Raw genomic sequence first — 24838 nt, forward strand, 5'->3', positions numbered from 1 at the left:
GGACCAACGTTGCTCCGCCCATTCTTCTTGACCCTCTCCTTATCCAGAGAGGGTGGCAGGGAACGACATGCTCCGGTTCATCTTTACCCGGCTGAGTCTTGTGGTTCCGACCTTCATCGGGATCACGTTGCTTGTCTTCGTGCTGATCCGCCTGATTCCCGGCGATCCCATCGAGACGATGGCGGGCGAACGCGGCATCGATCCTCTCAGGCACGAGCAATTGCGCAAGGAGTACGGCTTCGATCAGCCCGTGCTGGTGCAATATGGCCTCTACCTGTCGCGGCTGGTGCATGGCGACTTCGGCCGCTCGATCGTCACCCATGAGCCGGTGATTTCCGAATTTGGCACGTTGTTCCCGGCGACCATCGAGCTATCGGTCTGCGCGATCCTGTTTGCGCTGTGCCTGGGATTGCCGGCCGGCATCATCGCCGCGGTCCGCCGCAACTCGATCTTCGATCATGGCGTGATGGGCGTCTCGCTGACCGGTTATTCGATGCCGATCTTCTGGTGGGGATTGCTGCTGATCCTGCTTTTTTCGGTACAGCTTGGATGGACTCCGGTGTCGGGCCGGATCGCGGTGCAATACTTCATCGAACCGGTGACCGGCTTCCTGCTGATCGATGCGCTGCTGGCCGGTGATTTCGGCGCGTTTCGCTCGGCACTGTCGCATCTGGTGCTGCCCATGATCGTGCTCGGCACGGTGCCGCTCGCCGTCATCGCCCGCATGACGCGGTCCGCCATGCTGGAGGTTTTGGGCGAAGATTACATCCGTACCGCCCGCGCCAAGGGCTTGCCGTATTTCCGGGTGATCGCAATCCATGCGTTGCGCAATGCGCTGATCCCGGTGGTGACGGTGATCGGGCTTCAGGTCGGCGTGCTCTTTACCGGTGCGATCCTCACCGAGACCATCTTCTCCTGGCCGGGCGTGGGCAAATGGCTGATCGAGGGCATCAACCGCCGCGACTATCCGGTGCTGCAGGGCGGCACGCTTCTGATCGGCGCAATCATCATGATCGTCAATCTCCTGGTCGACGTCGCCTACGGACTGATCAACCCCCGCATCCGGTACACGCGATGACAGCCGAAGTCCTCAAAACTCCCATCGTGTCGCAACCGGGCGCGCCGCCGCATCCGCTGTCGCAGTTCTGGTCCGACTTCAAGGCCAATTTCGGCGCCGTGGCAGGCCTCGTCGTGATCGTGGTTCTGATACTGCTCGCGCTCTTTGCCGATGTCGTTGCGCCGCATTCCCCGATCGTGACCAACAATGCGGTCTTTCTCAAGCCCCCGTTCTGGCAGCAGGGCGGATCGACGGCCTATCCGCTCGGCACCGACGCGATCGGCCGCGATATTCTGTCCCGTCTCATCTATGGCGCGCGGCTGTCGCTTCTGATCGGCATCGCGGTGGTCACCCTGTCGGTGGTGACAGGCACGGTGCTCGGTCTGATCGCCGGTTTCTTCCGCGGCGTGATCGAGATCGTGATCATGCGGCTCATGGACATCACGTTGACGCTGCCGAGCCTTTTGCTTGCGATCGTGATCGTCGCGATCCTGGGGCCAGGCCTGATGAATGCCATGCTGGCGGTCGCGATCGTGCTGCTGCCGCACTATGTGCGGATCGCCCGCGCCGCCGTGATCAGCGAGGTCTCGAAGGATTATGTCGTCGCGGCCAAGGTCGCAGGAGCCAGCCGGCTCCGCTTGATGTTCAAGGAGGTGCTGCCGAATTGCACGGCGCCCCTCATCGTGCAGGCCACGCTCGGCATTTCGACGGCAATCCTGGACGCGGCCGCGCTCGGCTTTCTCGGTCTCGGTGCGCAGCCGCCTTTGCCGGAATGGGGAACCATGCTGGCCGACGCGCGCGAATTCGTGCTCCGGGCCTGGTGGGTCGTCACGCTTCCGGGCCTGGCGATTCTCGTGACCGTGCTGGCCTTCAACCTTCTGGGCGACGGATTGCGCGATGCGCTCGATCCGAAGCTCAAGCGATAGCGCACTGAAGTAGATCCGATGCCGCTGCTCGAGATCAAGAATCTGTCGGTCGAGTTTCCATCCCAGCACGGGATGGTGCGCGCCGTTGATGGCGTCGACATCATGCTCGAAAGGGGCGAGGTGCTGGGGATTGTCGGCGAATCCGGCTCCGGCAAGAGCGTCGGCATGCTGGCCCTGATGGGGTTGGTGCCCTATCCGGGGCGCGTTCGGGCGGACAAGCTGCTGTTCGAGGGACGGGATCTGCAGACCTTGTCCGAGCGCGAGCGGCGCGCGCTCACCGGCAAGGACGTCGCGATGATCTTCCAGGAGCCGACGACATCGCTCAATCCCTCCTTCACGATCGGCTATCAGCTGGCCGAAACGTTGCAGGTCCATGAAGGCATGGATCGCAAGGCCGCGCGGCGCCGCGTGATCGAGCTTTTGGAGCAGGTCGGCATTCCCGCGCCGGAGAGCCGGCTGTCGGCCTATCCGCACCAGCTCTCGGGCGGCATGAACCAGCGCGTCATGATCGCGATGGCGATCGCCTGCAACCCAAAGCTCCTGATCGCGGATGAGCCCACGACGGCGCTCGATGTCACCATCCAGGCGCAGATCCTCGATCTTCTCTTGTCCCTGCAACGCGATCGTGGCATGGCGCTGATCCTCATCACGCACAACATGGGCGTGGTCTCTGATACCACCGAGCGCGTCGCCGTGATGTATGCGGGCCAGATCATGGAGCAGCGCCCGACGCAGAGCCTGTTTGCCTCGCCGCAGCATCCCTACACGGCCGCGCTGCTGGCAGCACGCCCGGAGGCAAGCGATGGCGGACGGCTCGCCACCATTCCTGGCGTGGTGCCGGGACTGAGCGATCGGCCGCAGGGATGCCTGTTTGGTCCTCGTTGCATCTATGCGACGCCGCTGGCCGACAAGGTGCGTCCCGATCTGCGCCCCTGGATGGACGGCCTGATCCGTTGTCATTATCCGCTCGGCGATCCGACACGGGATGAGCGCATCGCGGCCGATGGCGGCAGCGCGCCGATCCCTGAGCGCGAGACCACGTCATGACGGCGCTCGTCACCGCCACCGATCTCAAGCGCAGTTACGAGGTCAAGCAGGGCTGGCTTCGTCCGCCCGCGCATCTGCAGGCCGTGGGCGGCGTGTCGTTCGCGCTTGAGGCCGGCAAGACGCTGGCGGTGGTTGGCGAATCCGGTTGCGGCAAGTCGACGCTCGCAAGGCTTGTGACCCTCATCGAGAAGCCGAGCGCCGGCGCGCTGATGCTTGACGGCGTCGATGCGGTCGATCCTCCGGCCGGCGCTGCCAGGACATTGCGCCGCACTGTGCAGATCGTGTTTCAAAACCCCTACGGGTCGCTCAACCCCCGAAAGCGCGTCGGCGCCATCCTTGAAGAGCCGCTGATCATCAACACCACGCTTTCGAAGCAGGAGCGGCGCGCACAGGCGCTCGACATGATGGCGAAGGTCGGGCTGCGGCCGGAGCAATATGGCCGCTATCCGCACATGTTCTCGGGTGGCCAGCGTCAGCGCATCGCCATCGCGCGCGCCTTGATGTTGCGGCCAAAACTGCTTGTGGCCGACGAGCCGGTCTCGGCGCTCGACATGTCGGTGCAGGCGCAGGTTCTCAACCTCCTGGCCGATCTGCAGCGCGACCTGGGGCTGGCTTACCTCTTCATCTCGCACGATCTTGGCGTGGTCCGTCACATCGCCGACGACGTGATGATCATGTATCTGGGAATCGCAGTGGAGCATGGGCCGAAAGAGCGCATCTTTGCGCGGCCGCTGCATCCGTATACCCAGGCCTTGCTTGACGCGACGCCGGGCCTCGGCCGCAATCGCCAGCGGATTGTTCCGAAGGGCGAGCTGCCGTCGCCGCTCGATCCGCCAAAAGGCTGCGTGTTCTCGACCCGCTGCCCCTATGTCACGGATCTTTGCCGCACGCAGCGTCCGCTACTGCGCCCGCTCGACGGCCGCCTCGTCGCCTGCCACTACGCCGAGCGCTTCCTGGACACACAGGCGGCTTAGACGGTGACCGGTAGCGAGAACCGTAGGTAGGCACTTGCCGGACAGGGCGTCAGTCAATCCCCGTTGCCACGCCGCGGCTCTGCCCTGAATTCGTCATTCCAGCGTCTCCCGCCGCGCAGCGCCTTCGCCGATGATGGAGAATGGTCCCCAGAACGCCGGATAGGCATTCTCCGGGTTCGCCGTATCGCCGAGATAGGCCAGCATGGCGCGGCGCAGGGCCTCGGCACGGCCGATACCGGGTTCTGACTTGATGGCGTCGAAGGTCGCGGTCGTGAGCCGGGTCGCGGCATCGGAAGCGACCGCCCAGTGCGAAACCAGCAGGGCGCGCGCGCCGGCATAAAAGAAGGCGCGCGCCAGCCCCGACAGGGCCTCGGCGCCGGGCCTGTCACCCGCCACGGTGTTGCAGGCCGACAGCACCACCCAATCTGCATTCAGCTTGAGCTGGGCCACCTCGCTCGCGGTCAGCAGTCCGTCATCGAAATCACTTGCACGTTGCGGAATGCTCAGCGCCAGCGACGGTTCGGCCACACCCTTGATGTCGCCGGCAACGAGACCGTGGGTTGCGAAATAGACGATTCGATAGTCGGCGAGAGGCAGCCGTTTCACGTTGGCCTCGCTCGCGTCGGCTTCAAGGTGAAGGTCGCTCGCGGCCGCACCGACCTTCTGGGCAATCGCGCGAAGCTCGGTGGCGGTCTCGGGCAGGGGCGGCAGTGCTTTGCCGAGTATGGCGCGATCGACGCCCGCGCCCTGCCAATAATCGGTGTAGGCACGCGTGTGTGCCGCTGTCCGCGGGGCGGCCGACGGGACGCCGGCCGGGGCGGCACCCGCGCCGCGCGCGTCCGGCATGCCGAACACCGGATCGCCAAAGCCGATCATCGGCTGCGCCGCCGGCCGCTGGCGCGCATAGGCGCGCAATGCCTTGAGGCTCGCGACCGACGGCAGGACGCTGACGGCTTGCCGCTTGATCAGCCAGGAGGCGTCGCGATAGCCCGCGATGTCGGTGGGATTCGGCGCGGCAGGTTGCTGCGTCAGCAGCAGATGAAACGGCAGGGCAGTGAGCGCGCCGGTCGGTACCACCAGCAAATGGCGCTTGTCCCTGATCAAGGCGTCGACGGGGTCGAGCAGGGCGACGTAGAGGTCGCGCGCCAGGCCGAGGTCGAACATTCCCGGCGCGCCGGCGCTGCGCGCCGCCACCCATTCGCCGACATCGAGGCCGCGGCGGAAAGCCTTGACCTTGTCGGCCAAGGCGTTGGCGCCGAGCGCGATGTCGTGCCAGGCGAAGCCATCGCGCGTCACCGCAAAGACGCGGCTCTCCTTGTCATCAGGCAGAAAGAAGACCAGCGCCTCGTCGCTGCCGAGCAGGTTCTGGACTGCGCTTACCTCCAGCGGCTGCGGCCTTGTGAGTGCGGCAAACTCCGGAAACTCCCGCGCCAGCCTCGAGTCGCTTTCGGCGAGTCGTGCCTCGGCCTCGCCGCTCGCCCGGCGCAAAGCATCGATCGTCTTGCGGTCGCGATCGCCCTCGGGCTTCGACAAAGCCTCGACAAGTTTGCGGTCAGTCTCGCGCCACGCGCCAGCGAGGTCCTGGTTCTCGCGCACCAGGGCGGAAAGTGCTCCGCCGCCGGAGGCGAAGCGCGCAGCGAATTGCTGCACGGCAACCGCCGCGGACGACTGGTCGGCCCACTGGGCGATCTCGAATGCTTCGCGGGCGAGAGTCGGTTCGGGTGCGATCTGTTGACGCGCCGCAAGGGCAAGATTGGCGACGTGGCGGCGAAAGAACAGTGCGCGCTGCGCGACGAGGCCGCCGGATCGCTGCTTTTGCCGGGCGCTATCGGCCTCTCGGGCGGCATGGGCCAGCACCGCGGCGGTGGCTTTGCGTGAATAGGCGAGGGCGTTGGCACCGTCGCCGGCCTCGGCATATTCGCGCGCAAGATTGTGAAGGGCGTTGGCGGTGTCGGGGTGGGTCGCGCCAAGGGCCTTCTCGTAGATTGCCAGCGCGCGCGCAGTGAGCTCCTCGGCATCGGCGTACTTGCCGCGCGCCTCGAATTCGAGAGCGAGATTGTTGAGGATGTGGGCGACGTCGGGATGATCCTTACCCAGTGCCCGCTCCTGGATTGTCAGCGCCCGCCGGTACAGTGCCTCCGCCTCGTCGCTGCGGTTCTCGCCGCCGTACAGCACGGCCAGATTGTCGAGGGTGTCGGCCAGATCGGGGTGGTTCGGCCCCAGCATCTTTTCCTTGATCGCCAGCGCCCGCTTGTAGAGCGCTTCAGCCTCGGCCGTGCGGCCCTGGTCCTCGGCGGTCGAGGCAAGGTTGTGCAGGATGTTGGCCACGATCGGATGAACGGGGCCAGTGGCCTTCTCCTGGATCGCCAGTGCCCGCCGGAACAGGCCTTCGGCGTCGCCATAGCGCGCCTGGTCTTGATAGAGAATAGCCAGATTGACAAGCGCCGCCGCGACCTGGGTGTGGTTTGGGCCGAGGGCTTTTTCCGTGATCGCCAGCCCGCGCTTCAACATCGGCTCCGCTTCGCCAAAGCGACCCTGGCCTTGATAGACGACGGCCAGGTTGTTCAACGTCGCGGCGAGGTCCGGATGATCCGGTCCGAGGGCCTGCTCGCGGATCGCCAATGCGCGCTTGAACAGCGCCTCGGCCTCGCCGTAACGCGCTTCGTGGAGATATACGGCAGCCATGTCGTCGAGCGCGGTCGCGACCAGCGGATGATTTGGCCCGAGCGCCTTCTCCAGGATCGCGGCAGCGCGCTTGTAGGCCGCTTCGGCGTCGTCATAGCGGCCCTGGTTCTGGTAGGTCACGGCCACCTTGAGCAGAATGAGGGCATAGTTCGGGTGCTCGGTCCCGAATCGGGCCTTTACGGCCGCCTCGAGCTTCTGCCATTCGACGAGTGCGTCCTCATATTTGCCCGCGGCCAGCAACGCATTGAAGTGCTTCTGCACCGTTTCGATATCGGCGCGCTGTGCCGCCGCCGGCGCCACCGCGAGCACCGCGACAGTTGCGAACCCGGCCGCCAGCGCTGCGGCTTTCCGTCGCCATTCGAGGATCATCTCACGCCTCCTGATCCGCACCGCGATTGCATCGAGGTTGTGCTGAGCCCGAACGAACAAGGCAGGTCGATGACGCGCTTTGCTTGGTCCAGATCCAAGAAGGTTGGTGTTCAGTCAGCGCCAAACGGTTCGACGTGCCGCGCGCAAAGATGACCGCGCCGACGTTTTGAGCACGCGGCGGGTTCGGAACGTCGGTTTGTGAGAGTACGCTTCCTGGTATGCTCTACCGCTGCTCGGTGGCGATGCGCAAACCCAGGGCAATCAGGACCGCTCCGGTCGCGCCCTCCACAAGGCGACGCACGGTGGGGCGTTGAAGTGCACGCCGCACCTTGTGAATGGCTGCGGCATAAAATGCGAGCCAGAGAAAGGTCACGACTGCAAAGACAATTCCAAGAGCGAGCAGTGTGGCAAAGGTCGAACCGCCCATCGGTGCAAACTGGGGAAGCAGGCTGGTGAAGAAAACAGCCATCTTGGGATTGCCGAGATCGCTGATGAGGCCCTGCCTGAAGGCCATCCAAGGGCTTACGCGGCCATGCGGCTGGATTTCCACCGCGATCCCCGAACCTTGTTCCGGCGGCCAAAGGGCTTCGTACAACGCGACGAGGCCCAGATAGATAAGATAAGCGGCCCCCAAATACTTGATCGTGAGAAACAGTGGCGCCGACGCCACCAGGAGAGCAGCAAGGCCGACGCTGGTCGCCAGCGCCCAGACTGTCTGTCCAACTGCTATGCCGGCCGCCGTGCAAATCCCGCCAGTCCGCCCGGCCAAAAGGGTGCTGCGGATTGTCGTCGCCGTATCGGGCCCCGGCGTGACGATGACGATGATCGACGTCCCGATGAATGCAAGAAAAGTTAGCATGCTCTGCTACTCCGCCACGTTGCCGGCGATTATACACGCTGCCGAGGTCTTTGGCTCGGCTCGGCGTAGCCGATGACGATCATGAGGGTAGACGTGCTCGCCGGCTATACGTTGTGGCAGGCGAGTGCTCTGTCGTCCACGGAACGAAGTTCGGGAACGTCGACCAGGCAGCGATCGCTGGCCAGCGGACAACGTGGCGCGTAGGCGCAGCCGCTTGGCCGCTTGAAGAGGCTTGGCGGTTCACCCGTTTCGATGGCACCGAGGATTCGCCTGGATGGGTCCGGCTTCGGAATGGCCGCCACCAGCGATCGCGTATAGGGATGGCGCGGATCATCCAGAACCGTGCGCGTTGCGGCCTGCTCCACGATCCGGCCCATATACATCACGGCAACACGATTGCTGATTTGCCCGATGACGCCGAGATCGTGGGAGATGAACAGCATCGACAGTCCGAGCTGCTCGCGCAGGTCCATCATCAGGTTGAGCACCTGGGCCTGCACCGACACGTCGAGGGCCGAGACCGGCTCGTCGGCAATCACGATGGACGGAGAGGGGAGAATTGTTCGCGCGATGCCGGCGCGTTGTCGCTGTCCGCCACTGAGTTCGTACGGATAGCGAGCGGCGAAGGACGGATCCAGTCCGACCGCCGTCAGCGTGGCGGCGATCGCGGCGCTGCGCTGGCTGCGACTGGTGAAGAAGCCGTTGATATCGCCAGCCTCCGCGACCGAGTCTCCGATCGCGCGCCGCGGGTTGAGCGATGCATAGGGATCCTGGAACACCATCCGGATGTTCAGGCGCATGTCGCGAAGGCCGGCGCCCGTCACGTCCCTTCCCTTGAAGCTGATGCTGCCGCTGTCGGGCCGGACCAGCCCCACGATGGACCGGCCCACCGTGGTCTTGCCGCAGCCTGACTCGCCGACGATTCCGAGCACCTCGCCCTCTGCCAGCGACAGCGACACGCCATCCACCGCTCGCACCTGATATTTTCGGCCAGCGCGCCTGACCTTGAAGGAGACCTTCAGGTCCTTGATGTCGAGGACAGCGTTTCCGTTCATCGCGGTCCCCCATCGTCCAGGGGGAAGGCGCAGAGCACTTCATGTCCTCGCGAAACTTCCGCGCGCGGCGGATCCGCCGTGCGGCACGGCTCGCGCGCCGCCGGGCATCGTGAGGCAAAGACGCAGCCGGCAGCGACCGTACCGGGTGCCGGCGGCTGGCCCGCGATGGTTGGCAGGCGGCGCGCGCCGGAATTCCGCGACGGCATGCAGTCCATCAGTCCGCGCGTGTAATGATGGCGCGGTCTGCCGAACAACGCCGCGACATCAGCGGTCTCCACGATCCGACCCGCATACATGACCGAAACGCGATCCGCGAGCTGCGCGATCACCCCCATGTCGTGGGTGATGAACAACATCGCCATGTCCAGGCGGTTGCAGAGCTCGCGCAGCAGGCCGAGAACCTGCACCTGGATGGTGACATCCAGGGCCGTGGTCGGTTCATCGGCAATCAGAACCTGGGGCCTGCAGGCCAGCGCGATCGCGATCATGATCCGCTGGCGCTGGCCGCCGGAGAGTTGATGCGGATACGCGGACAGCTGCATTGCGGGATCCGGCATGCGCACCAGCTCGAGCAGCTCGCGTGCCCGGGCGGTCGCCGGAGCGTCGGACACGCGATCATGCACGCGCACGGCTTCGGCGATCTGATCGCCGATCCGACGCACGGGGTTCAGCGAGGTCATCGGCTCCTGAAAGATCATGGCCATGCGGCCGTGGCCCGCTTCGACGCGCTGCCAGGGCTGCAGCTGTGTCACGTCGCTGCCCTCCAACAGGACGCGGCCGGCGCGGATCCGCGGCCCTGGCTGCGGCAGCAATCCCATCACCGCGAGCGAGGTCATGCTCTTGCCGCAGCCGGATTCGCCGACGAGGCCGAGGATTTCGCCCTTGGCAAGTTCGAAGGACACGCCGGCGACGATATCGACCGGTGCAGTCGCGGGCCCCAATGACACGGTAAGGTCGCGAACGGACAGCACGATCTAGCCCTTCTCGCCAAGGAGCTGACGGAACCGGGGATCGAGGCGATCGCGCAGGGCATCGCCGACCAGGTTGAGCGAAAACGCAGTCGCCACGATCATCATGCCCGGAAAGAACAGCAGCCACGGCGCGCGGGTGATGAAGGTGCGCGATTCCGCCAGCATGTTGCCCCAGCTCGGAATCTCCGGCGGCGCGCCGAGGCCGAGGAAATCCAGCGATGCCGCGCCAAGCTGCGCGAATGCAAAGACGAAGCTGGCCTGCACAAGAAGCGGTGAGACCAGGTTCGGCAAGATATGCTTGCCGATGAGCCAGGCCGTTCCGGCGCCCATGCTGCGGGACGCCTCGACATAGGTCTCCGTGCGCAAGCGCAGCGTCAGGCCGTAAACGATCCGCGTCGTCGTGGTCATGTAGCCGAGCCCGATCGCCAGAATGGCGTTCACCACGCTCGGACCGAGGACGACGATCAGCCCAAGTGCGAGCAGCAGGCTCGGAAACGCCATGAGCACGTCGACCATGCGCATCAGCACATGGCCGAGCCGGGGGAACAGGGCGGACAGCACGCCGACCGGCACGCCTGTGACAAGCGCGAACATGACCACGCCCGAACCGATCAGCAGCGCCATGCGCGCCGACTGGATGGCGCGCGACAAGGTGTCCCGGCCGAATTGGTCGGTGCCGAACCAATGAAGCGCGTTTGGAGGTGTCAGACGGATCGACGGATCGATGGCGTAGGGATCGTAAGGTGCGAGCCAGGGCGCGAAAGTCGCGGCGAGCACGGTCGCCAGCAGGATGCCTAGCCCCATCAGTGCGATCGGTCGCGCGATGAACGGCTTCAGCCAGAAGATTGCGCCCTCACGGCTCATTGCAGTTCGACCCTGGGATCGAGCAGGCGATAGCTCAGATCGACGATCAGGTTGACCAGGAGATACACGACGACGATGACCAGAATGACGCCCTGGATCACTGGATAGTCCCGGCGGAGGATCGATTGAACGACGAGGCGGCCGATACCCGGCAGGGCAAACACGGTTTCAGTCACCACGGCTTCGGACAGCAGCGCCGCGAAAGTGAAGCCGAATGCCGAGACCACCGCGAGGAGCGCGTTGCGCAGAATGTGCCGGGTCACGACCTGCCAGGGGCGGATGCCCTTTGCACGCGCCGTGCGCACGTAATCCTCGCGGGAGACGTCGAGCATGCTGGCGCGGGTCAGCCGCAGAATCAACGCGGCATTCGGCGCCGCAAGCGCGAGACTCGGCAGGACGAGATAGCGGAGATTGACGATGCCGCCTTCGAAAATCGATGGATAGCCGGAGCTCGGAAACCAGCCGAGCCACGCGGCGAAGATCAGGATCAAATACAGCCCGACCCAGAACGTGGGAATCGAGGCCATCAGCATCGCCGCGCCTGATAGTCCCTGGTCGAGCCAGGTGCCGTGCCGGACCGCCGCGATCATGCCGATCGGCACGCCGATCAGCGTAACCCAGATCATCGTCATGGTGGCGAGCAAGGCGCTGGTCTCGGCACCATCGGCAATGACCGACAACACCGGCGCCTGGAAGAAGATCGACCGCCCGAGGTTGCCCTCGGTCACGTGGCCGATCCAGGTCAGATATTGCAGGACGATCGGTTGGTCGAGGCCGAGCTGGTGTCGGAGGGCGTCGATCTGATCGGGCGTCGCGGTGTCACCGAGCAGAACGTAGATGGGATCGCCTGGGACGATATGGATGAAGGCAAAGATGATGACGGACGCCGCCAGAAGCGTCACCGCCGTCGTTGCCGCGCGCTTGAGTGAGTAAGACCACATGCGATCGTGCGGCCGATCAGCGGCGGCGATGCGCGCTGGCGGCGCTGGACATTCCCGGTGGTCTCATTGCCCGTCCTTACTTCGTGGACACATTCCAGAATGCGGGACCATTCGGGTTCAGTCCCTTCAGCTTGGGAGACGCGATGTCATAGGTGTAGGCATCGCCTACTTTCATCACCGGAACCTGGTCATAGATCAGCGCTTGGATCTTGTCCCATGTCGCCTTGCGTGCGGCCGGATCGGTCGATCTGATCAGCTCGACTCGAAGCGAGCTGATCTCGGGGCTGTCCCACCATCCGGGATAGCTCGCATTCAGGAAGGTGAAGAGCAGCGGATCGGGCGAGAAGGAATGGTGGGTGACAAAGATGTCCCACTGTTCCGGCTGGCCTCGCATCTTCAGAAGCGTCGCCCAATCGACGACCATCATCTGAACATTGATGCCGGCGTCTGCCAATTGGCGCGTGAAGACGGAGGCTTCATCATAGTGCGCCTGATAGTTCGTCGAGACCAGCAGGCGGATCGGAGTCCCCGTGTAGTCCGCCTCCTTGGCGAGCTCCTTGGCCTTCTTGGGATCGTGGGGGCTGTAGCCGGACACGCCTTCTGCCGAGTACCAGGGCGTGCCCTTGGGAAAGATCGACCCTTCGGCATTCCACAGCTCCTTGGAGCCGAAGGCGACGCGCAGGGCCTGCGACTTGTCCAGCGCGGTCTGGATGGCGCGGCGGAGCTTGTAATTGTCCTTCAGGATTCCCTGCTTCGAATTCATGAAGAAAAGGCCGAAGATCGGCGCGTTGGTACGCTGCACCTGAACCGACGGGTCCTTGCTCAGGGATTCGTACAGATCGCCGGAGATCATTTCCGCGTAATCGTAGTCGCCGGCCTGCACGCCGCTGACGCGGGTACCGACGTCCGGGACCGGAATGAACCGGATCTTGTCGAAATTGGCGACGCGGGCGCCGGCGAAGCCGTCGCCCTTTTCCTTCACCGGCTTGTAGCCATCGAATTTCTCCACCTCGACATAGCGGTTGGGCCGCCACTCCACGAACTTGTAAGGCCCGGTGCCGATATAGTCCTTCTGCTCGATCGGCTTGTTGCCTGCGTTGGCGGCGATCTCTTCCGGATAGATCGCAAGGCCACCATTGACGTCCGCAATGAGAGTCTTCCAGGCGCCGTTGGGCGCCGATAGCTTCAGCGTGACTTCATACTTTCCAGTCGCCTCGACCGAGACGGCTGCGGCCATCAGGAGCTTGCCGCGCGCGCCGACACTGCCCCACCGCGTCATCGAAGCGACCACATCCTTGGCGGTCATTTCCTTGCCGTTGTGGAAAGGGACGCCCTCGCGGAGCTTGATGACGATGGTCTTGCCGCCGTCTTCCTCGCGATCACTCTCGGCCAGCAGCGGGCGTGGCGTATAGGTCGAGTCCAGCGCATACAATGTTTCGAAGATGTGACGGCCGATGACGGAGGCGACGTCGGCTGTCGTCAGCATGACATCGAGTGGCGGCGGTTCGCCGATGGTGGCTTCGCGAAGCAGGGTGGCCGCGCTGGCCTGTGCGTTCAGAAACAATGCGGTGGCGATCCCGACCGCGCCGCGCATCAATATACTGAGGTCGCATCTCATGATCGCCCCTCCCAGCTTGTTTCCGCCGCCTGCCTCGACGTGCGGGGGATGCGCCCTTCCGGATTTGATCGGGCGGCCCGTTATCGTTTGTTTGAAAGTTACAGGCAGATTATGCTAAGTTTCAAGCGAAAAATTGCCAGGAATTGCTCACCCGCCATTAGCTGAACCGGTCGACACTGAAGGTTTCTTACGGCGATCTCCGGGCCAAGGCGCAGGTTAATCCGACCTGAGGAAGGGCGCGCATGCCGCGTGCGAAGCGAATTCAAACGGCGAAAACCGCTGGGACAGCTGCCTCGACGCCATCGCGCCGCGACGCTTTCGTGGCCGGCGATATCGTCTCCGTCATCAGACAAAGTGCTCCTGATCTCAGTCCCTCGGAGCAGCGCGTTGCCATGGCGCTGCTGGCTGACGTTGAGTTTGCCATTCACGCTAGCAATGCGGAGCTGGCGCGCAGCGCGCGCGTCAGTGAACCGACAGTGACCAGGTTCAGCCGCTCCGTTGGCTGTCGTGGCGTCCGTGACCTCAAGGTGAGGCTGGCCCAGGCGATGGCGGTTGGGCGGATTTACCTTGAACTGCCTCCGCATGTCGGCACGGATCTGGCGCGTCCTGCGCTCTGGCGCTCGGTGTTCCAGGAAATTCGCCGCGCCATTGCTGCCGCCGAAGAGGGGCTGCAGAGAGAGGACGTCGAGAGGGCTGCCGAAGCCATCTCCCGCTGTTCGAAACTTGCCGCGTTCGGCGTGGGTGGCGGCTCGACCCTTGCGGCGATGGAGGTTCAAAATCGCTTCTTTCGTCTTGGGATCGCCGTCTCGCACAGCTCCGACCCGAGCTTGATGCGCATGATCGCCGCAACCTTTGGCCGGGACGATGTCGTGGTCGCCATCTCGACCACCGGTATGGCGAAGGAGGTGATCGAGGCAGCCATTATCGCCAAGCAATACGGTGCTCTTGTTGTCGCGATCACCAAGCCGCACAGCAGGTTGGCTTCGATCGCCGATATCGCACTTGGCGTGCACGTGCCCGAAGCGCCCGATGCGCTCAAGCCGACTGCGTCGCGCTATGCCCTTCTTGCGGCCATCGATCTGCTCGCGGCATCGACGGCCTATTGCAAGCCGCTCGAAGCCCAGACACGGATGCGCCGGATCAAATACGAGCTGCTGAAGGGCGCCGACGGGAATTCAAATGGGCCGCTTGGCGACTGAACTGCCGCAGTCGTTAATCCAATTGACTCGAAATTTAGCCAATTCACCAACAACCATTAGGGTTACTTCCTCGATCTCTAAGCGAATTATTGTCCGCTTTACCACCCGCCTCTAACAGAGGGACGGCGGACAACGCACATGCCTCATACAGGCCAATAAGTGCGGCCCGCTCCCCTGCGGAGGTGGTACGATGCGCAACGAGACGATCGCAATTCACGCGGGCTACGAGCCCGAAGCCACCACGCATGCGGTCGCCGTGCCGATCTACCAGACCGCCGCCTACGCCTTCGACAGCGCCGATCACGGCGCCGCGCTGTTCAATCTCGAGGCCGAAGGTTTTCGTTACAGCCGCATCGCCAATCCGACCAGCGCCGTGCTGGAGAAGCGCATCGCCCAGCTTGAAGGCGGCGTCGGCGCGCTTGCGGTCGCGACCGGCCAGGCTGCGCTGCATTTTGCTTTCGTCAACGTCGCCGATCACGGCGGCAACATCGTCTCCGTGCCGCAGCTCTATGGCACCACCCACACGCTGCTGTCGCACATCCTGCCGCGGCAGGGTATCACCGGCCGCTTCGCCGAGAGTGATGCGCCCGAGGCGATCGCAAGGCTGATCGACGAGAACACCCGCGCCGTGTTTGCCGAGACCATCGGCAATCCCGCCGGCAATGTCTGCGACATCGAGGCCCTCGCAAAAATCGCGCATGCCCATGGCGTGCCGCTGATCGTCGACAACACCGTCGCAACGCCGATCCTGCTCAAGCCGTTCGACTACGGCGCCGACATCGCCGTGCATTCGCTGACCAAGTTCCTGGGCGGCCACGGCACCACGCTCGGCGGCGCCATCGTCGATTCCGGAAATTTCCCCTGGGCCGAGCATGCCGACCGCTTCCCGGCCTACAACAAGCCGGATGCCTCCTATCACGGCCTCGTTTATGCCGAGCGCTTCGGCAGGACCGCCTATATCGAGCGCGCGCGCAGCGTCTATCAGCGCACCATGGGTTCGGTGCTGTCGCCGTTCAACGCCTTCCTGCTTTTGCAGGGGATCGAGACCGTGGCGCTGCGCATGGAGCGCCATTGCGAGAACGCCCGCAAGGTCGCCGAATTCCTGCGCAACGATCCGCGCGTCGCCTGGGTCAACTATACCGGCTTCCCGGATAGCCCCTATTATCCGTTGGTCCAGAAATATCTCGACGGCAACGCTTCCTCCCTGTTCACCTTCGGCATCAAGGGCGGCATGGAGGCTGGCAAGGCCTTCTATGACGCGCTGAAGCTGATCACGCGTCTCGTCAATATCGGCGACGCCAAGTCGCTGGCCTGCCATCCGGCCTCGACCACGCACCGCCAGATGTCGGCGGAGCAACAGCGCGCTGCCGGCGTGCTGCCGGAGACCATCCGTCTCTCGATCGGCATCGAGCACGCCTCTGATATCATCGAGGACATCGATCAGGCGCTGGAAAAGGCCTGTCCGGCCGCGCGTCTCCAGGCGGCGGAGTAAGCAATCGGGCCGATGAGCATCTTGATCGCCAGGGATCAAGGGATCGCAAGCCCGGCGCTGGTTCCGGCCGAGGGCGACCTCGCGCGCGATCATGCGGGTGCTGCGCTCACCATCGGGCTGATCAACAACATGCCGGATGCAGCGCTGAAGGCGACCGAGCGGCAGTTCATGAAGCTGCTGCAGGCCGCCGCGGGACCGCGCCGCATCCGCTTCCATTGCTTCTCGCTGCCGTCGGTGAAGCGTTCGCCGGAAGCGAAATGGCATGTCGAGAGCGAATATTCCGATCTGGTGGATCTCAAGCACCAGAAATTCGATGGCCTGATCGTGACAGGCGCCGAACCCATCGCGCCCGACCTCGACCAGGAACCGTATTGGCGCGATCTCACCGAGCTGATCGACTGGGCCAGGGTCAATACGCGCTCGACGATCTGGTCGTGCCTCGCCGCCCATGCCGCGGTGCTGCATCTTGATCGGATTGAACGGCAGCGGCTGCCGTCGAAATGCCATGGCATCTTCGACTGCGAGGCCGTGACCGGCGACCCGCTGACCCGCGATGCGCCGGCGCCGCTCAAGGTCTCGCATTCGCGTCTGAACGAGGTGACCGAGAGGGATCTCGCACAGGCCGGCTATCAGGTGCTGACCCGGTCGGCCCAAGCTGGCGTCGACGTTTTCGTCAGGCAATATGCCAGCCGCTTCGTGTTCTTCCAGGGCCATCCCGAGTATGACGCGCTGTCGCTGCAGCGCGAATATCTGCGCGACATCGGTCGTTATCTCGCGCGCGAGCGGGAGGTCTATCCCGCCCTCCCGGTGAGCTATTTCGACGCGGCGACCGAAGAGAAACTCGCGCGCTTCGAGAAGCGCGCGAAGCATCAGCGTCATCCGGCGCTGACCAACGAGTTGCCTGCGCTGACCTTGCGGACAGATATCGCGGCCGGTAGCGCGGCGGCGGCGTTGTTTCGCAATTGGTTGCGATATCTCGGCGCGGAGGCGGATGCTCCACTGCCCGCGCCTTTAACCTCGGAGCCTCCGGTTCCGCGTTAGGATTACCCAAGCGTTAAACTTGCGTCACACCCCGCGCAAATGTTTCAGTGCAGAAATACAGAGTCACAGGGAATGCACTCGTGCTGTCGAGCCTCAACGGACGCTTGAGCAATCGGCTGGCCCGGCATTTCCGCGCCACGCCGCACCGCTTGCCGACACATGCACCGATGGTGAGCTTCACCTTCGATGACGCGCCCGATAGCGCCGCAGGCGAGGGCGCTGCGCTGCTGGAAGCCCATGGCGGCCGCGGCACGTTCTATATCGCCGGCAGCCTGATCGACCAGCCCGACGATCATTGGCGTGGCCTGTCGAACGATGCGATCGTGCGTCTGCACCAGGCTGGTCACGAGATTGGCTGTCATACCTTCTCGCATCTGCGCGCGGTGGATCTTGATGAGAGCGCGATGGCGCGCGAGATCGAGCTGAACCGTAGCCATTTCCGCGGCATCGACTCCTCGATCCGGCTTGAGAATTTCGCCTATCCCTATGGCCTCGCTTCGGTCTGGCGCAAGCCGCAGCTCGCCAAAACTTTCCGCTCGGCGCGGGGCATCCTTCCCGGCGTCAACAGCGACGTGATCGATCTCCAGTTCCTGCGCGCTTCGCCCCTGGTCAATTGCGAGATCGATACGGATGGGGTGGACCGTTACTTCGACGACGCCGTTGCGAGCGGTGGCTGGTTGATCTTCTACGGCCACGACGTCGTCGATGCGCCGAGCCCCTATGGCTGCACACCGGCCCTGCTGCACCACGCGCTGGAGGCGGCCGAGAAGCGCAGCATGCCGATCGTGACGGTCGCCGAGGCCTTGCGCAGGATCGGGGCGTAGAAGGGAAACACGGCGCCTTGCCGCCCAAATCGTCTTGCAACGTCCCCGCCGTCATGCGACTTGCGTCGTGACGAATCTCTCAAACCCCCGACGCGCCCATGTCCGCCCCTTCCACCTCTCCGCTGCCAGTGTCGGCCGATGGCCGCGATGCGCTGTCGGTGCTGCATTCGGTGTTCGGGCTGCCGGGCTTTCGCGGCGCGCAGGGCGAGATCATCCGTCATGTGACCGACGGCGGCAATTGCCTGGTGCTGATGCCGACCGGCGGCGGCAAGTCGTTGTGCTATCAATTGCCGTCGCTGTTGCGCGAAGGCTGCGGCATCGTGGTCTCGCCGCTGATCGCGCTGATGCGCGATCAGGTCGCGGGCCTGATCGAGGCCGGCGTCAATGCCGCTGCGCTGAACTCGTCGCTGTCGTTCCAGGAGGCCTCCGAGATCGAGCGCCGTCTGATCGCCGGCGATCTCGACCTGCTCTATGTCGCGCCGGAACGGCTGGTCACGCCGCGCTGCCTGTCGATGCTGGCGCAGGCCAAGGTGGCGCTGTTTGCGATCGACGAAGCGCATTGCGTCTCGCAATGGGGCCACGATTTCCGGCCTGAATATGTCGGCCTCTCCGTCATCGCCGAGCGCTTTCCCGATGTGCCGCGCATCGCACTGACAGCGACTGCGGATGAGCTGACGCGGAAAGAGATCGTCCAGCGCCTCCAGCTGACCGACAGCCCGCAATTCGTCTCCAGCTTCGACCGGCCCAACATCCGCTACGAGATCGTCGACAAGCGCAACGCGGTGTCGCAGCTCAAGGATTTCATCCGGGAACGCCATGCCGGCGACGCCGGCGTGGTCTATTGCTTGTCGCGCAACCGTGTCGAAGAGGTCGCAGCTGCGCTGGATGACGCAGGCATTGCGGCGCTGCCTTATCACGCCGGGCTCGACAGCCAAGTGCGCTCGCGCAACCAGGACCGCTTCCTCAACGAGGACGGCATCGTCATCGTCGCGACCATCGCCTTCGGCATGGGCATCGACAAGCCCGATGTGCGCTTCGTCGCCCATCTCGATCTGCCCAAGAGCATCGAAGCCTATTACCAGGAGACCGGTCGTGCCGGTCGTGACGGCAAGCCGTCCGCCGCGTGGATGGCCTATGGGCTGTCCGATATCGTGCAGCAGCGCCGCATGATCGACGAGTCCAGCGGCTCGGACGAGTTCAAGCGCGTGTCGATCGGCAAGCTGGACGCGCTGGTCGGCCTCGCCGAGACCGCGCAGTGCCGGCGCAGGCGGCTGCTCGCCTATTTCGGCGAGACGGTGATGGCCGAGAATTGCGGCAATTGCGACAATTGCCTGACGCCGCCCAAGATGCGCGATGGCAAGGTGCTGGCGCAAAAGCTGCTGTCCTGCGTCTATCGCACCGGGCAACGATTCGGCGCGATGCATCTGATCGACGTGCTGATCGGGCGTCTGACCGACAAGGTGACGCAGTTCGGCCACGACAAATTGTCGGTGTTCGGCATCGGGCGCGAGCTCAACGAGAAGCAGTGGCGCACCGTGCTGCGGCAGCTGGTGGCGATGGGCCATTTGCACGCCGACAGCGAGGCGTTCGGCGCGCTGAAACTGACCGACTCGGCGCGCGGCGTGCTGCGTGGGGAGACCGAGGTGTGGTTGCGGGAGGAGGCGCCTGGCACGCGCGTCCGCTCCAGCCGCGCAAAGTCCCGCCGCGGCGACCTTGCGCCGGCTGCCGGCGCGCCACAAGGCGATGTCGATCCCGAATTGCGCGCGCGGCTACGGTCCTGGCGCTCGGATGTGGCGCGCGAGCGCGGCGTGCCCGCCTATGTCGTGCTGCACGATGCCACCATTGACGGCATCGTGCGGGCCTGGCCGACCACGCTCGACGAGCTGCGCAATGTCCCCGGCATCGGCGACAAGAAGCTCGAGCATTACGGCGAGGAGCTGTTGCAGATCGTCGGGACGCGGTAGGCGCGCCCCGATCTCCCCACATCGTCATCCCGGACAAGCGCGCCCAAAGCGCGCGCGCAGATCCGGGATTCATAACCACGGACTGAGGCACGTGGCATGCTGGTTGCCCCAGCGCGCTTCAACAATTGACGGCGGGGTAATGGGTCCTGGCTTTCGCCAGGACGACGTTGGTGAGGATGCGCGAGTAGAGCCTCTCACCCGTTCCGGAACGCGTATCCGTAGCCGTTCAACGCAGGCGCGCCGCCGAGATGGGCATAGAGCACCTTCGCGCCCTTCTCGAAATAGCCCTTCTTGGTCAGGTCGATCAGGCCCTGCATCGACTTGCCTTCATAGACAGGGTCGGTGATCATCGCTTCTAACCGTGCGGTGAGGCGGATCGCCTCCTTGGTTTCTTCCGACGGCACGCCATAGGCGGGATAGGCGTAGTCCTCGATCAGAACGACGTCGTCTGCAACAATGTCCTTGCCGAGCTCGACGAGTTTTGCAGTGTTCTGCGCGATCGAGAGTACCTGCGCCTTGGTTTGCGCCGGGGTGAACGATCCATCGATGCCGATCACCTTTCGCGCGCGGCCGTCGGCGGCGAAGCCGACCAGCATGCCGGCATGGGTGGAACCGGTGACGGTGCAGACGATGATGTAGTCGAACTTGAAGCCGAGCTCTTTCTCCTGCTTGCGCACCTCTTCGGCGAAGCCGACATAGCCGAGCCCGCCGAATTTGTGCACGGAGGCGCCGGCCGGAATGGCGTAGGGCTTGCCGCCGGCGGCCTTCACGTCCTCGACCGCCTGCTCCCAGCTCTTGCGGATGCCGATGTCGAAGCCGTCGTCGACCAGGCGCACGTCCGCGCCCATGATGCGCGAGAGCATGATGTTGCCGACGCGGTCATAGACGGCGTCCTCGTGGGGGACCCAGGCTTCCTGCACCAGCCGGCACTTCATGCCGATCTTGGCCGCGACGGCCGCGATCATGCGGGTGTGGTTGGACTGCACGCCGCCGATCGAGACCAGCGTGTCGGCATTGGAGGCGATCGCATCGGGAATGATGTATTCGAGCTTGCGCAGCTTGTTGCCGCCATAGGCAAGGCCCGAATTGCAGTCCTCGCGCTTGGCGTAGATCTCGACCTTGCCGCCGAGATGTTTCGACAGCCGCTCGAGCTTCTCGATGGGGGTCGGGCCGAAGGTGAGCGGATAGCGCGCGAATTTGTCCAGATTCATGGGATCATCCCTGATGGCGTTATGGCTGGGATGTGACTAGCAATTCGCCGGAAAAAGGTGCTTTCGAATATTGCACCAATATTGCGCGTAATCTTGCCAAAGATGCGCTGAAAGCTAAGATTCCTTCCGAGAATATCCCCTAGTCCGGAAGTTCCTTTCATGTCCGCACGACTCGATCGTATCGACCTCAAGATGTTGAGATTGCTGCAGAATAACGGCAGGCTCAGCAACGCCGAGCTGGCCGAAACTGTCGCGATCAGCCCCGCCACCTGCCATCGCCGCACCCAGCGCCTGTTCGAGGACGGCTTTATCGCCGCGGTTCGCGCCATGGTGGCGCCGAAGAAGGTGGCCAAGGGCACGCTGGTGATGGTCGGCGTGGTGCTCGACCGCTCGACCCCGGAGAGCTTTGCGACGTTCGAGCAGGCGATTGCCAGGCTGAAATTCGTGCTCGACTGCCACCTCGTCGCCGGCGATTTCGACTACTTCCTCAAGATCCGCGTCGGCGACATGGAGGATTTCAACCGCATCCATGGCGAGCAGCTGATCGCGCTGCCGGGCGTCCGCCAGACCCGCACCTTCTTCGTGATGAAAGAAGTCGTCGACAACGCGCCGCTGGAGTTCTGAGCGGTGTCGAACGATCACGGACGACTCCTGCTCTGAGCCGGGCGCGGAGCACCGAGACGCTCCACACCGCTTGCAAAATCGCACGGTCGTCACGGCAACTTCACTTGCCATGTGAGCGCACGCGGGCGACGGTCGCCGCTTCTCAACGAGGAGATCCGGCCGTGCGCCTTCCCATTCTCGATCCGAAAGAGCTGAGCGACGAGCAGAAGCCGCTCTATGCCGACATGCAAGCGGGCATCAAGGACCACTTCAAGGGCTTCGTGAACATGCGCGAGGACGGCGCGCTGCTCGGTCCCTGGAATCCCTGGATCCGCGAGCCGCGCTTCGGCAAGCCGGTGTGGGAGCTGGTCAAGGCGATCGCGTCGAACCCGCTGCTGCCCGCGCCGGTGCGTGAGGTCGCGATCCTTGTCACCGGCTCGCATTTCCGCTCCGGCTACGAGCTCTACGCCCATGTGCTGGTCGCCGAACAGCGCGGTCTCTCCGACGAAAAGCTCGCGACCATCGTCGCCGGGCAACGGCCGGTCGATCTTACCAAGCAGGAAGCCGTCGCCTACGACATGGCGTCCGCGCTGGTCAGCGGCGGCGTTCTGCCGGAGCTGACCTGGCGCGCCGCCGTGAAGGAGTTCGGCGAGCACGGCGCCGCCGAGCTCTCCTACCTCGTCGGGGTCTATTGCATGGTTTCGGTCACGCTGAACACGTTCGACGTGCCGGTGCCGGAATAATCCGGAGTCATAGAGGCTAATTGCGCACGGCGTAAAGGGGCGTGCGCAGCGTCAGCTGATAGGACGGCTTCGGCATCCACGCGATCTGCGCGGTGATGCCGAACAGACGGTTGTCATTGTCGTCCATGCGGTCGAGGTCGAGCCGCAGGATCGGCTGCGTGAAGGGCTCCGCCAGTGTCCGGCGCGCAAGCTGCGCGCCGCCAAACGACTGCACGCCGAGGCGTCCGGTGAATTTCCAGTTGCTCGGCCATTGGTAATAGCCGCCGGCATAAAGGATCGTGTTCGGCTTGATCCGGGCGAGCTGGCTGGCGATATCGGTGTGGGTGTATTGCACGCCGGCAAGCCAGCCCCGCGTCTCGTCCTCGTCCAGTGCGTAGTCGAATTCCAGCACGTGGTTGAACGAATTCGTCATGCCCTGTTCGTTCGGCACCGACTGCGTCAGGGTGGATTGCAGTGTGATGGTCGGGATCTTGCCGCCGTTCTGCTGATGGAGATCGGCCTGCACGCCGATATTCCAGCTGGTGATGTCGAAGGACGACCAGCCGCCACCGATATCCGCCGACGAGCCTGATACACCGCCATAGAGCGACACGCGATCGCTGACATCCACGGTCAGCGGCAGGTCGACGGCGATCGATCTTGCGGCCGGCAAGCCGCTCGGCAAGGTCACGCCGCGCTGCGCCGCCAGCGCCTCGAATGCGGCCGAGAGCGAGCTGTTGCCGAAGCCGAGCCCGAACGTCCCCGCCGGGATCGTCGCATAAGTGGTACGGAGATCGAGATAGATATTCGGGACGGCAGGCTTTGCCGGCGTGTCCTCCTCATCAGCGGCGCAGGCGGCGCCTGACGAGGCCGTCAGACAAAGCAGTCCCATCGCGATCGTGCGCCAGGCCAGACGATCAATTCGGTTGCGATGAGACACGTGACAATCCGGCGCGTGGCACTCTGGTGACGGAATTGCTCGCTAGATGGAACGTGATCGTTCGTGGGGTCAAGGTCTATCCGTGGGCCATGGACGATGCGGATGTACGCGGTTACCCTGCCGTGATCGCACCGACACACTCGCCCGCCAGACTGCCGACAGGGCAATTGAAGGACGCCAGCCATGAATCCGTCACGCCGCATCCTGCTCACTGGCCTGGCCGGGCTTGCCATGGCTCCGACGGCGGTCGCCGCTGCGCCGGTGCCGGCTGCTGGTAACGCTACCGTTGCCGAGGAGCGCTTCGCGCGCATGATTGCCGCAGCCCATGCGTCCGACGTCACCTGCGTCGAGCAGGCCGAGCGCTATGCGGATGCGCATTGGCCGGAGTATGTCGCTGCGGCGCGGGCCGTGCTCGACGCACGCGCGTGATTGGAGCGCTTATTTCACCACCGCACGCCGCACCTGCTCGCCGATCTGCGACAGCACCAGCTGCGCCTGCGGTAGAATCGCGCCCATGGCGTGGAAATTGTGGACCATGCCGTCATGACAGACGTGCTCGACCGCGACGCCGGCGGCGAGCAGCTTGCGCGCATAGGCATTGCCCTCGTCGCGCATCGGGTCGAATTCAGCGGTGTGGATGATTGCAGTCGGCAGGCCCGCGAGCCGCGTCGCGCGCAGCGGCGAGATACGGGGATCGGCGGCATCCAGGCCCTCGGGCAGATAGTCGGACAGGTCAGCCTCGATGGTGGCGCGGTCGATCAGGTGTCCCTCCGCGAAGGCCTCGCGCGAAGGTGATACCTCCTCGAAATCCAGCACCGGGCAGATCAGGCATTGTGCGGCGATTGACAGGCCGGCGCTCTGCGCCGCCTCCTGGCAGACGATCGCTGCGAGCGTGGCACCGGCAGAATCGCCGCCGACAACCAGCCGTTCGGCATCGATGCCGAGTGTTTCAGCCTCGCGCGCAACCCATTCGGTGGCCGCGACCGCGTCGTCAACGGCAGCGGGATATTTGTGCTCGGGCGCGAGACGGTAGTCGACCGACACGAGACGGCAGCCGGTCGCATGCGCCAGCGCCGCCGCGATCCGGTCATGCGTCGCGATGCTGCCGGCGACGAGCCCGCCGCCATGAAAGAAAACGAAGCCCGGCGCGCGGGAGCCGGCAGACGCCGGCGAATAGAGTCGATAGGGCAGCTCTCCGCCGGGGCCGGGCAGCACGCCGTCGGAGGCGGTCACATCAGGCGCCTCGGCGCGCGCAAATTGCATCAGCTTGGCCAGCGATTGCCGCCGCGCTTCGACGCTCGGCCGGCTCCGCGCCTGCGGCGCAGCTGCGGCCATCATGGTCAGCAGGCGCTTGGCGAGTGGATCGAGTGGCATGGGAAACTCCGTGACATCCAGGTATTATAGCCGGTTTGGTGGCGATGTTGTCTCAACCTCCGTCCGGGGCAAGAGTTGATGCTTCGCCGCAGCAAATCGTTT

22 protein-coding genes are annotated in these 24838 nt (G+C 64.3%); 12 read left to right on the forward strand and 10 right to left on the reverse strand.

Annotated features, from left to right (window positions below; all coding sequences use genetic code 11):
* The first annotated feature begins 67 nt into the window (after positions 1-67).
* From XH98_RS29170 to XH98_RS29185, 4 genes are read left to right on the forward strand one after another with little or no spacing between them, the layout of a single operon-like run.
* Entirely contained in the window at positions 68-1078 is a 1011-nt protein-coding gene (locus XH98_RS29170; protein ID WP_271603343.1) for an ABC transporter permease subunit, read from the forward strand.
* Complete coding sequence (locus tag XH98_RS29175) at positions 1075-1983, forward strand: ABC transporter permease subunit (RefSeq protein ID WP_271620667.1); 909 nt, start codon at positions 1075-1077, stop codon at positions 1981-1983. The genes XH98_RS29170 and XH98_RS29175 overlap by 4 nt, the downstream gene beginning before the upstream one ends.
* An 18-nt stretch (positions 1984-2001) precedes the next feature.
* Positions 2002-3030, forward strand: coding sequence for an ABC transporter ATP-binding protein (locus XH98_RS29180; protein WP_271603345.1), 1029 nt, complete (start codon positions 2002-2004; stop codon positions 3028-3030).
* Positions 3027-4004 (forward strand): peptide ABC transporter ATP-binding protein, encoded by a 978-nt coding sequence (locus XH98_RS29185; protein WP_271620668.1) that lies wholly within the window; start codon positions 3027-3029, stop codon positions 4002-4004. Before XH98_RS29180 ends, XH98_RS29185 begins: the two co-directional genes overlap by 4 nt.
* A 93-nt stretch (positions 4005-4097) precedes the next feature.
* Here the strand turns inward: XH98_RS29185 and XH98_RS29190 are convergent, their stop codons facing one another.
* The 7 genes from XH98_RS29190 to XH98_RS29220 form a co-directional block, all read right to left on the reverse strand.
* Positions 4098-7058 carry a CHAT domain-containing tetratricopeptide repeat protein gene (locus tag XH98_RS29190; RefSeq protein ID WP_271620669.1) on the reverse strand — a complete coding sequence of 987 codons (2961 nt, stop codon included), beginning with the start codon at positions 7056-7058 and terminating at the stop codon, positions 4098-4100.
* A gap of 223 nt (positions 7059-7281) precedes the next feature.
* Positions 7282-7917, reverse strand: a complete 636-nt coding sequence (locus XH98_RS29195) for a LysE family translocator (RefSeq protein WP_271620670.1) — start codon at positions 7915-7917, stop codon at positions 7282-7284.
* A 104-nt stretch (positions 7918-8021) separates the two neighbouring features.
* Positions 8022-8972, reverse strand: coding sequence for an ABC transporter ATP-binding protein (locus XH98_RS29200; protein WP_271603349.1), 951 nt, complete (start codon positions 8970-8972; stop codon positions 8022-8024).
* Complete coding sequence (locus tag XH98_RS29205; protein ID WP_271620672.1) at positions 8969-9943, reverse strand: ABC transporter ATP-binding protein; 975 nt, start codon at positions 9941-9943, stop codon at positions 8969-8971. Before XH98_RS29205 ends, XH98_RS29200 begins: the two co-directional genes overlap by 4 nt.
* A 3-nt stretch (positions 9944-9946) precedes the next feature.
* Complete coding sequence (locus XH98_RS29210; RefSeq protein WP_271620673.1) at positions 9947-10807, reverse strand: ABC transporter permease; 861 nt, start codon at positions 10805-10807, stop codon at positions 9947-9949.
* Positions 10804-11748 carry an ABC transporter permease gene (locus XH98_RS29215; RefSeq protein ID WP_057748172.1) on the reverse strand — a complete coding sequence of 315 codons (945 nt, stop codon included), beginning with the start codon at positions 11746-11748 and terminating at the stop codon, positions 10804-10806. The genes XH98_RS29210 and XH98_RS29215 overlap by 4 nt, the downstream gene beginning before the upstream one ends.
* Before the next feature lie 76 nt (positions 11749-11824).
* A complete protein-coding gene (locus XH98_RS29220) occupies positions 11825-13366 on the reverse strand; it encodes an ABC transporter substrate-binding protein (protein WP_271603352.1) in 1542 nt (513 codons plus the stop codon).
* Positions 13367-13608: 242 nt separating this feature from the next.
* Between XH98_RS29220 and XH98_RS29225 the strand changes: the two genes are divergently transcribed.
* The 5 genes from XH98_RS29225 to recQ all read left to right on the forward strand — a co-directional run bounded on the left by XH98_RS29225 (position 13609) and on the right by recQ (position 19886).
* Positions 13609-14565 carry a MurR/RpiR family transcriptional regulator gene (locus tag XH98_RS29225; RefSeq protein WP_271603353.1) on the forward strand — a complete coding sequence of 319 codons (957 nt, stop codon included), beginning with the start codon at positions 13609-13611 and terminating at the stop codon, positions 14563-14565.
* A gap of 190 nt (positions 14566-14755) precedes the next feature.
* Positions 14756-16057, forward strand: a complete 1302-nt coding sequence (locus tag XH98_RS29230; protein WP_271603354.1) for an O-acetylhomoserine aminocarboxypropyltransferase/cysteine synthase family protein — start codon at positions 14756-14758, stop codon at positions 16055-16057.
* 12 nt (positions 16058-16069) lie between these two features.
* Positions 16070-17098, forward strand: coding sequence for a homoserine O-succinyltransferase MetA (metA, locus tag XH98_RS29235; protein WP_271603355.1), 1029 nt, complete (start codon positions 16070-16072; stop codon positions 17096-17098).
* An 80-nt stretch (positions 17099-17178) separates the two neighbouring features.
* Positions 17179-17922: a polysaccharide deacetylase family protein gene (locus XH98_RS29240; RefSeq protein ID WP_271620674.1), complete on the forward strand. Its 744-nt coding sequence runs from the start codon at positions 17179-17181 to the stop codon at positions 17920-17922.
* A gap of 98 nt (positions 17923-18020) precedes the next feature.
* The gene (recQ, locus tag XH98_RS29245; protein ID WP_271620675.1) at positions 18021-19886 is read left to right on the forward strand and encodes a DNA helicase RecQ; all 1866 of its coding nucleotides are present in this window, start codon (positions 18021-18023) and stop codon (positions 19884-19886) included.
* Between the two features lie 194 nt (positions 19887-20080).
* Here recQ and XH98_RS29250 read toward each other — a convergent pair whose 3' ends face one another.
* Positions 20081-21097, reverse strand: a complete 1017-nt coding sequence (locus XH98_RS29250) for a 1-aminocyclopropane-1-carboxylate deaminase (protein ID WP_271620676.1) — start codon at positions 21095-21097, stop codon at positions 20081-20083.
* 159 nt (positions 21098-21256) lie between these two features.
* On the opposite strand from XH98_RS29250, the gene XH98_RS29255 reads away from it, so the two are divergent.
* Together XH98_RS29255 and XH98_RS29260 are read left to right on the forward strand one after the other, a co-directional pair.
* The gene (locus XH98_RS29255; RefSeq protein WP_148755822.1) at positions 21257-21721 is read left to right on the forward strand and encodes an Lrp/AsnC family transcriptional regulator; all 465 of its coding nucleotides are present in this window, start codon (positions 21257-21259) and stop codon (positions 21719-21721) included.
* Positions 21722-21882: 161 nt separating this feature from the next.
* Entirely contained in the window at positions 21883-22443 is a 561-nt protein-coding gene (locus XH98_RS29260) for a carboxymuconolactone decarboxylase family protein (RefSeq protein WP_271620677.1), read from the forward strand.
* 16 nt (positions 22444-22459) lie between these two features.
* Here XH98_RS29260 and XH98_RS29265 read toward each other — a convergent pair whose 3' ends face one another.
* Complete coding sequence (locus XH98_RS29265) at positions 22460-23314, reverse strand: hypothetical protein (RefSeq protein ID WP_271620789.1); 855 nt, start codon at positions 23312-23314, stop codon at positions 22460-22462.
* Positions 23315-23545: 231 nt separating this feature from the next.
* Between XH98_RS29265 and XH98_RS29270 the strand changes: the two genes are divergently transcribed.
* Positions 23546-23791, forward strand: a complete 246-nt coding sequence (locus XH98_RS29270) for a hypothetical protein (protein WP_057748140.1) — start codon at positions 23546-23548, stop codon at positions 23789-23791.
* A gap of 9 nt (positions 23792-23800) precedes the next feature.
* On the opposite strand, the gene XH98_RS29275 is transcribed toward XH98_RS29270, so the two are convergent.
* Entirely contained in the window at positions 23801-24736 is a 936-nt protein-coding gene (locus XH98_RS29275) for an alpha/beta hydrolase (RefSeq protein ID WP_271620678.1), read from the reverse strand.
* Positions 24737-24838 lie beyond the last annotated feature (102 nt).

Origin of the sequence: Bradyrhizobium sp. CCBAU 51745 (assembly GCF_028128715.1) — a bacterium.
GTDB classification, from domain to species: domain Bacteria; phylum Pseudomonadota; class Alphaproteobacteria; order Rhizobiales; family Xanthobacteraceae; genus Bradyrhizobium; species Bradyrhizobium manausense.